Source organism: Skermanella aerolata KACC 11604 (assembly GCF_000936425.1).
In the GTDB taxonomy this organism is placed as follows: domain Bacteria; phylum Pseudomonadota; class Alphaproteobacteria; order Azospirillales; family Azospirillaceae; genus Skermanella; species Skermanella aerolata.
This window is the reverse complement of the sequence record NZ_AVFK01000102.1, coordinates 1-7,739: the sequence shown is the minus strand read 5'-3', so window position 1 is coordinate 7,739 and position 7,739 is coordinate 1. Positions and strand designations below refer to the sequence as shown.

7 protein-coding genes and 2 pseudogenes are annotated in these 7,739 nt (G+C 63.5%); 4 read left to right on the top strand and 5 right to left on the bottom strand.

The window, feature by feature from the left end; all coding sequences use genetic code 11:
• Positions 1 to 457: Tn3 family transposase (locus tag N826_RS37845; RefSeq protein ID WP_211099503.1), on the top strand; the 457-nt coding region annotated here is incomplete at its 5' end.
• A gap of 262 nt (positions 458 to 719) precedes the next feature.
• On the opposite strand, the gene N826_RS41395 is transcribed toward N826_RS37845, so the two are convergent.
• Positions 720 to 3,962 carry a hybrid sensor histidine kinase/response regulator gene (locus tag N826_RS41395; RefSeq protein WP_044437656.1) on the bottom strand — a complete coding sequence of 1,081 codons (3,243 nt, stop codon included), beginning with the start codon at positions 3,960 to 3,962 and terminating at the stop codon, positions 720 to 722.
• Positions 3,963 to 4,156: 194 nt separating this feature from the next.
• A complete protein-coding gene (locus tag N826_RS37835; protein ID WP_044437655.1) occupies positions 4,157 to 4,588 on the bottom strand; it encodes a response regulator in 432 nt (143 codons plus the stop codon).
• A 219-nt stretch (positions 4,589 to 4,807) separates the two neighbouring features.
• Between N826_RS37835 and N826_RS43990 the strand changes: the two genes are divergently transcribed.
• The 3 genes and pseudogenes from N826_RS43990 to N826_RS37830 all read left to right on the top strand — a co-directional run bounded on the left by N826_RS43990 (position 4,808) and on the right by N826_RS37830 (position 5,836).
• Positions 4,808 to 4,954 (top strand): hypothetical protein, encoded by a 147-nt coding sequence (locus N826_RS43990; protein WP_157599425.1) that lies wholly within the window; start codon positions 4,808 to 4,810, stop codon positions 4,952 to 4,954.
• Positions 4,951 to 5,055, top strand: a pseudogene (locus N826_RS46235) (PAS domain-containing protein); the annotation flags it as partial. The gene N826_RS43990 and the pseudogene N826_RS46235, both read left to right, overlap by 4 nt.
• Positions 5,056 to 5,077: 22 nt before the next feature.
• The gene (locus tag N826_RS37830) at positions 5,078 to 5,836 is read left to right on the top strand and encodes a sensor histidine kinase (RefSeq protein WP_052832783.1); all 759 of its coding nucleotides are present in this window, start codon (positions 5,078 to 5,080) and stop codon (positions 5,834 to 5,836) included.
• A 333-nt stretch (positions 5,837 to 6,169) separates the two neighbouring features.
• On the opposite strand, the gene N826_RS37825 is transcribed toward N826_RS37830, so the two are convergent.
• From N826_RS37825 to N826_RS44585, 3 genes and pseudogenes are all read right to left on the bottom strand, one after another.
• A complete protein-coding gene (locus N826_RS37825; RefSeq protein WP_044437654.1) occupies positions 6,170 to 6,880 on the bottom strand; it encodes a carbonic anhydrase in 711 nt (236 codons plus the stop codon).
• Between the two features lie 206 nt (positions 6,881 to 7,086).
• Positions 7,087 to 7,407: a hypothetical protein gene (locus N826_RS37820; RefSeq protein ID WP_044437653.1), complete on the bottom strand. Its 321-nt coding sequence runs from the start codon at positions 7,405 to 7,407 to the stop codon at positions 7,087 to 7,089.
• A 3-nt stretch (positions 7,408 to 7,410) separates the two neighbouring features.
• Positions 7,411 to 7,739 (bottom strand): annotated as a pseudogene (locus N826_RS44585) (hypothetical protein); the annotation flags it as partial.

Here is a 7,739-nt window from a genome sequence, read left to right as displayed (position 1 = left end):
GGCTGATCTATGCCTCCGCTCAAGATCTGGCGTGAGACCTGACGAAACCCCCGAGGCCTTCTCCTGGGACCGTCGAGAGATTGGGGGTGCCGGCTTCAGCCGGCACTTTAAAGCCAATGACGAACCTTGCTCCGGAATGCCTCTGATCGCTGGCACCCCCAATCTCTCGACGCTCCCTCGTCTCGCCAGATGGCTGTTCTTCGCCAACCAGGGCGCGTTCCGTACTGGCGACTACGAGGAGATCATGAACAAGGCGAGTTGTCTGAGCCTGCTCTCCAATGCCGTGCTCGTTTGGAACACCGTCCACATCGACCGCATCATCACTCAGCTGCGGGCCAACGGTCACGCTGTTGCCGATGAAGATCTCGCGCGCGTCTCGCCGTTGATCCATGCCCACGTGATTCCTAATGGGACCTACTTCCAATCCCAACGTCGCCGCACCGATGCCCTCTCCTAGCATCGGACCCTGATCCGTGGCACAGGCATCAACGGATGCGGGGTCAACATTGCGTCCATGACGCTACCGTAATTCTCCGCACGCTTGGGCCTTCCGGTCCAGTATTCACCCGGCACTTACAGGCAAGGTCACATCGTGCTGGTGTCCGGCTACATCAACGTCCGGCCCGGTGGCTGGTCGTATCTTTCCAAGCCTTATGACCTGAGCGCAATCGAGCGCGTGGTCGGCAAACCCTCCTGATCGAGGCTCCACTCCTCCGGCCTCAGCCCTGATCGTCCAGCACCGCGCGGACTTTTGCCGCCAGCTCCTCGAGCGTGAACGGCTTGCCGATCAGCTCGACGCCGGGATCGAGCACGCCGTTGTGAACCACGGCGTTGCGGGTGTAGCCGGTGGTGAACAGCACCTTCAGCTCCGGACGCCGCCGCAACGCCTCGTCGGCCAGCTTTCGGCCGTTGATGTCGGGCATTACAATGTCGGTGAACAGCAGGGCAATGTCCGGATGAGCCTCGAGCAGGCGCAGCGCCGCCGCGGCGCCGTCGGCCTCGAGCACGCGGTAGCCCAGCTCGGTCAGGGCATCGACGCTGAACTCGCGCACTGCCACCTCGTCCTCGACCACCAGCACGACCTCGCGCCGGTCGCCCAGCGGTACATCCGCATCCTGTTCCTCGGTCGCCACGTCGTGCTCCGTGCCGAGCAGGCGCGGCAGGTAGACCTTGACCGTGGTACCCTGTCCGGGCTCGGAGTAGATCTTGACGTGGCCGCCCGACTGCTTGACGAAGCCGTAGACCTGCGACAGCCCCAGGCCGGTGCCGCGGCCGACCTCCTTGGTGGTGAAGAACGGATCGAACGCCCGGGCGACCACCTCTCCGGTCATCCCGCTGCCGGTGTCGGTCACCGCGATCAGGACGTACTGGCCGGCTGCCACGCCAAGATGGGCGGCGGCGTAGCGGGCGTCGAGATGGGCGTTCTGGGTCTCGATCGTCAGCCGGCCGCCCCCTGGCATGGCATCGCGGGCGTTGACCGCCAGGTTGAGGATGGTGTTCTCGAGCTGATTGGGATCGGCGTGGCTGCGCCACAGGCCGCCGGCCAGCACCGTCTCGAGCCGGATATCGGCGCCGAGCGCATGGCGCAGCAGGTCCGACATGCCGGCCACCAGTCGGTTGGCGTCGACCGGCTCAGGCCGCAGCGGCTGCTGGCGCGAGAAGGCGAGCAGCCGCTGGGTCAGCACCGCCGCCCGCTGGGCGCCTTCCAGCGCATTGTCGACGTAGCGCCGCGCACGGGGGTCGGCACTCCCGAGCCGGCGTCCAAGCAGGTCGAGCGAGCCGATCACCACCGCCAGCATGTTGTTGAAGTCGTGGGCGATACCGCCGGTCAGCTGACCGACCGCCTCCATCTTCTGCGACTGCCGCAGTGCCTCGTGCGCCTGGTTCAGCTCGGCGGTGCGTTCGGCGACACGGGCCTCGAGGTTGTCATTCAGCTCACGCAGCTGGTCCTCCGAACGCCGTCGTCCGGTGATGTCGATGACGGTGCCGATGAAGCGGACAACGCGGCCATGCCGCACCACCGTGCGTCCGCGGGCGGCGATCCAGCGCTCGATGCCGTCCTCAAGGCCGAGGGTGCGGTAGTCTATCTGGAACTCGCCCGGTCCCTCCGGGGCGAGTGCCGCAGCGATTGCACCCTGGACATCCGCACGGTCGTCCGGATGGAGGCCGGCCAGGAAGCTGCCCTGGTAGCTGACCGGTGCATGGGCGGAAAGGCCGAACAGCGCCCGGGTGCGGGTGTCCCAGCGCAGCTCTCCCGTGCCGACATCGAGGTCCCATATACCGATATCGGCGGCCTCGACGGCGAGGCGCGCCCGTTCCTCGCTCTCGTGCACCGCCGCTTCGGCGCGCTTGCGCTCGGTCAGGTCGAGCATCGCGCCGATCATGCGCACCGCCCGGCCGTCCTCATCGCGCAGAACGAAGCCGCGGTCGAGGATGTCAGCGTACGAACCATCGGCGCGGCGGAAGCGGTACTCGGCGTTCCAGCCGGCGCCGCTGCCCTCGATCACCGCATGGATGTCGCGGTCGATGCGGGCACGATCTTCGGCATGAATGTGGTCGAGCCACCACTGGGCCGTCGTGCCGGTGTCCGGGTAGCCGAACAGCGTAGCGAGTGCTTCATTCCAGATGACGTGACCATCGGCTATGCGCCAGTCCCAGATCGCGTCGTTGGTCGCCCGGGCCGCCAGCCGGTAGCGCTCTCCGGTCTCACGCAGAGCCGCGTCGGCGCCGCGCCGCTCATCGATGTCAAGGAGAACACCGGGGAAGCGCAGCGGCGTTCCATCGGCGGCAAGCTCGACGCGGCCATTGGCCTCGATCCAGCGGTAGGCACCGTCGTGCTGGCGTACGCGGTACTGGCAGCAGTAAGGTCCGCCCCGGCCCCGCACCTCGGCGATGGCCTCGGCAACGCGCCGGTGATCGTCCGGATGGATCGAAGCCATGACCTGCGCAATCCCGAGGCCCTGCCGGCACAGCCCGGCATCGAGCCCGAAGGAACGGGCGAAGCGCTCGTCGGCCGTGAAGTGGTCGGTCGGCAGGTCCCAGATCCAGGTCCCGACGATGGCGCCGGCATCGAGCGCGAGCTGCACGCGCTCGGCGTCCTCCCGCGCCCGCCTGGCGCTCTCACGCTCGCGTTTCTCCGCCCGTCGGCGCGCGGTCACATCGCGGTAGAAAATGGCGAGCCCGTCAGCCACCGGGTAGGCACGCATGCTGAGCCAGGCGGCGCGTCCATCCTCCCAGACGTGATGGTGCTCGAGAGCGACCGGTACCCGCTCGGTCATCGCCCGCCTGTACAGGCTTCCAAGCTCGCTGTGCTCGGATCCGGGATAGGCATCCCAGTGCGTCCGGCCGACGATCGCCGCGCGCGGCCGCGTTTCCAGGCGCATGGCCTCGTCGTTGACGTCGAGGATGCGGAAGTCATGATCGAGCAGGGCAAAGCTCTCGTCCATGCCGTCCAGAACACCGCGCAGCCGCGCCTCACCGTCGCGGAGCTGCCGCTCGGCGAGCACCTGACTGGTGATTTCCTGACAGGCGCAGAACAGACCGGCGACCGCGCCGCTCTCGTCCCGCACCGGCGTGTAGGAAAAGGCGAAGTGTGTTTCCTCCACGTAGCCTTTCCGCTCCATATGGAGGGTGATGTCATCCATCTGCACCGGCTGACCGGCAAAGGCCCGGTCGACGATCGGCTCTAGGTCGTTGCGGATCTCGTGCCACACGTCGAGAAAGGATCTGCCGAGAGCGTCCGGGTGCTTGGTGGCCAGGATGGGAGCGTAGGCGTCGTTGTAGAGGAGCGTGCGCTCCGGCCCCCAGGCGACGAACATCGGCTGGCTGGAGCCGAGCATCACCTCGACCAGCGTTCTCAGCGGCGGCGGCCAGGCTGCCGGAGTGCCTAGGGCGGTTTCCGACCACTTATGGCGGCGGATCAGCGCGCCGAGCCCATGGTCGGCAGCGGGAAAATCAGCCAAAATCCAGTCTCCCGTGACGTCGCTCACGAGGCACCCGTCACCGAAACACGAACTTGAGTGATGGGCATGGGGAGCGGCTCCGGGTTGTGATGTCGCGATACTGATCAAAACAGCTAGGGGAGCAGCACGGATCAGGCAACAGCAATGTCGGAGTCACAGCTCTGCTGACGCCGTGACGGATGTGATGGCAAGACTTATCTCCAGCCGGCAGCGTTCCGGAGCCGGTCGTGGAACAGGTCCAGTCCTTTCGGCAAACTGGCAGGAAGGTCGCCCTGCCGCAGAACCCGGGCGACCTCGACCGTGCCGATCAGACTCTGTGTCGCGAAAGGCTTGTTCAGGCATCCCACCGCCGCGTCCGTACCGGCGCGGCCCCGCGAATGCCGGGCGCTGACATAGATCGACATTACGCGCCATCGTTTTAGCAGGACCCGTGCCACCTCTATCCCGCTGCCGCCCCTGTCGAGTTCGATGTCGACCAGTGCCAGGTCCGGAACCATCCGCTCGGCCAGCCTCAAGGACGCATCCAGGCACGCCACTGGTCCCATGACCTCATGACCCGCTTCCTGGAGCGTCAGCCCAATGCACAGGGCGATGATGGCTTCGTTCTCAACGATAAGAATGCGCATGCGCCTGCTTTCCCCTCAGCGAACTCTTTTCTTGGAACAATTATATTGCTCAGCATTGATTGTATTATTATTTTCAATAACGTTATCCCCAACATAGTGTTGCATGTTCTGTTGGGGTCGTAAGTAAAAAGATACATGCGCTAGCCTTGTTTTATGCTGGACAGTTCAGCAGGGCGGCGAAACCCTGTAAGGGTCGTTTGATTGTCTGGCAGGAACAGCATGGACAGCGACAAGGCTTCCGGCAACAGCTCCGATGAGTTCGATCCTGTCCTGCTCAAGGTCGCGGTTGAGGCGGCGAAGCTGGGAACCTTCGACTACGACGTGGCGGGCAACCGCTGTCACTGGAACCCCGCCTGCGCGAGATGACGGGTCTGCCCCCTGGTCAGCAGGAAACCTTCGACAGCTTCGTGGTCCTGCTTCATCCCGACGATCGGGAGCGGGCAATGGCGGCGGTTGGGGCAGCACTGGATCCGGGTCACGAAGGCCTGTATGCCTGCGAGATGCGGCTGGTCCGCGCCGCCGGGCGCAGTGATCTGGGTCAGTGCCGCCGGTCAGGGCGTGTTCGCCGACACACCGGCCGGCCGCACGCCGGTCCGGCTGGTCGGGATTGTCCGCGACATCACGCCACGGGTGGCGGCACTGCGGCAGAAGGACGTGCTGATCCGTGAGATGAGCCACCGCGTCAGGAACTCGCTGCAGACCGCCATGACCCTGCTCGAACTGCAGGCACGGTTCGTCGGCAATCCGGCAGTGCGCAGCCAGCTTCAGGAAGCACATGGGCGCATTCAGTCGGTGGCGCAGGTCCACCGTCACCTGTATCAGGCGGCCAAGGTCACGAGCATAGCTGCCGGCGACTACCTGCGCGATCTTCTGGCCGACCTCGCCGTCCATCTCCTTCTGCCGGACAGCGGGATCACCTGCAGCAAAACCGGGGACAATCCGGTCCTGCCGGCCGACGATGTGCTCCGGATCGGCCTTGTGGTCAACGAGCTGTTCACCAACGCCTGCAAGTATGCCTTTGCCGGCTGGGCGGAGGGAACCATCGCCGTCGTCATCCAGACCGATGGAGAGCATATTGAGATCCGCGTCGCCGACAACGGCGTCGGCGTAGCCGATGGCGTCGGCCTGGGTCGCGACGGTCATCTCGGCATGACGATCGTCCGGTCGATCGTCGAGCAGCTTGAGGGAACACTGTCGCTCGAGGTCTGCGACGGGACCTGTTTCAGGATCCGCTTTCCCCATCACTGAGACTCCGCGGGTCAGGAAGTGGATCAGAAATGCCGGTCTTCCGACTCTCGACCAATCCTTGCGCCAGCTGGTCGGGATGCGTTGCTGTGGTGCTCTTCGGCCTCCGTGCACCACAGCACCACCGTAACGGCAAAGAATGATCAGAGAGGACTTTCATTAGACAACATATCGACAAAACAAAAAATGAACAGCTCCGTCTGTTTCATCAATGAAATTCAATCTCAAGTAGAAAATATATTTCTCTATTTGATAAAGTGGAACAAAAGATACACATGACCCGAATGCAATTGCTGGAAAGTTTGGAGGCCGTCCTTGTCTTACGGCCTCCGCATGTCAAACGTCAAAAAAATCCACTTGGCCATCGTCGAGATCGTAATGCGCACCAACGATCTTCAACTTACCGCTTTGAATTGGCTCCAAGAGGATGGGCTCCGAGGTCCGCAGACGGTTCACGACCCGCCGTACGTTTTCTCGAACGGCGTTGTGCATCAAGTCACCTGATTGGGTCTGGGCTCTGAGAACAGCAGGTACGATCGGCTCGATCATGTTCCCAATGCTGCCGGGAAAGGTCGTGTTCTTGGTCACGACCGACACCGCCGCCTCGACAGCCCCACAGCGCTCATGTCCCAACACCACCACCAGAGGGCAGCCCAGCACGGCCACACCGTACTGTAGGCTGCCAAGTGCGGTCGTATCGACCGTGTTGCCCGCATTGCGCACGATGAACAGCTCGCCCAGCCCCCGGCCAAACAGCAGCTCCGGTGGAACGCGCGAGTCCGAGCAGCTCACCAGCACAGCAAAGGGTGTCTGGCCCCGAGCGATTTCGAGCCGGCGCTCGCGCCCCAGCGCTTGCCGGATTGGACTATCGGAGATGAATTCCCTATTACCCTTCCTCAACACCTCCAAGGCCTGATCCGGGGTCAGATCGGTCTTATTTCCCGTGGCCGATAAAGCTGGCGGGGTGAACGCCATTGATGCCAAGCCCGCCGCTCCGCAGCAGGCCTGCCGGAACAACGCCCGTTTTGACAGGTCCACGTCGCTCATTTTTACTTCTCCCTAAACTCTTGAGTTTTCACGCTATCACAATAGCCTTCAACCGCGACTAAGAAATAGCACCTGCATGGCTTGCGACATTGAAGCAGAGTATCCCTTCCGCAGGCATTGATTCATCGAGCTGGATAAACATATTTCTCAAAGGCCGTAATATTGTGAAACTAAGCGTGAAACTAACATAGCAAGATATGCGTCAATCATGGCCCGCAGCCATTTCTTTTGTTCAATCTCCGGTGCATGTCGTCTTGAATTTTCATGAAACCGTTCGTCATGGCGTGGAGCAGCGTCGAAGAGGCTGGATGCTCGGGACCAAGAGCCGCCAACGTAACCAGGGCGTCATCGAGGACCTCGCACAATTCGGGAAGGTTTAATTCGCTTCCTATGGCGGTGTCGGCCAAACCGCCGATGATCAGGCGCTCCTTGCGGAGACGGCGGCAGGCGTGGGTCCACTCCGCCTCCAGTCGCCGTACCCGCTCGGTTTGCAGCCGCTTCAGAATTCGGGGATGAATCTCTGTCATGGCTCACCCCGCCCGCACATCGGCGAGGAAGCGGGCGACCTCCTGGCGCAACGCGTCCGCCTGGCCGGACAACATCTCCGCCGCCGAAAGCACCTGGCCCGCCGACGCTCCGGCCTCGGACGCCGCCCGGGTCACGCCAGCGATATTGGAGGAGACTTCCTGCGTCCCAACCGAGGCCTGCTGAACATTGCGGGCGATCTCGGCGGTCGCGGCTCCCTGCTCCTCGACCGCCGCCGCCACCGCCGCCGCGATCTCGTTAACCCGCTCGATCACCGTGGCGATACCCCGGATGTCCCCCACCGCGTCGTCCGTCGCACCCTGCACTGCCGCCA

Bases quoted from the DNA above. Each gene is read 5' to 3' on its own strand.
- N826_RS37835 (WP_044437655.1), bottom strand. From the start codon at position 4,588: ATGCGCATTCTTATCGTTGAGAACGAAGCCATCATCGCCCTGTGCATT.
- N826_RS43990 (WP_157599425.1), top strand. From the start codon at position 4,808: ATGGACAGCGACAAGGCTTCCGGCAACAGCTCCGATGAGTTCGATCCT.
- N826_RS37830 (WP_052832783.1), top strand. From the start codon at position 5,078: ATGCCTGCGAGATGCGGCTGGTCCGCGCCGCCGGGCGCAGTGATCTGG.
- N826_RS37825 (WP_044437654.1), bottom strand. From the start codon at position 6,880: ATGAGCGACGTGGACCTGTCAAAACGGGCGTTGTTCCGGCAGGCCTGC.
- N826_RS37820 (WP_044437653.1), bottom strand. From the start codon at position 7,407: ATGACAGAGATTCATCCCCGAATTCTGAAGCGGCTGCAAACCGAGCGG.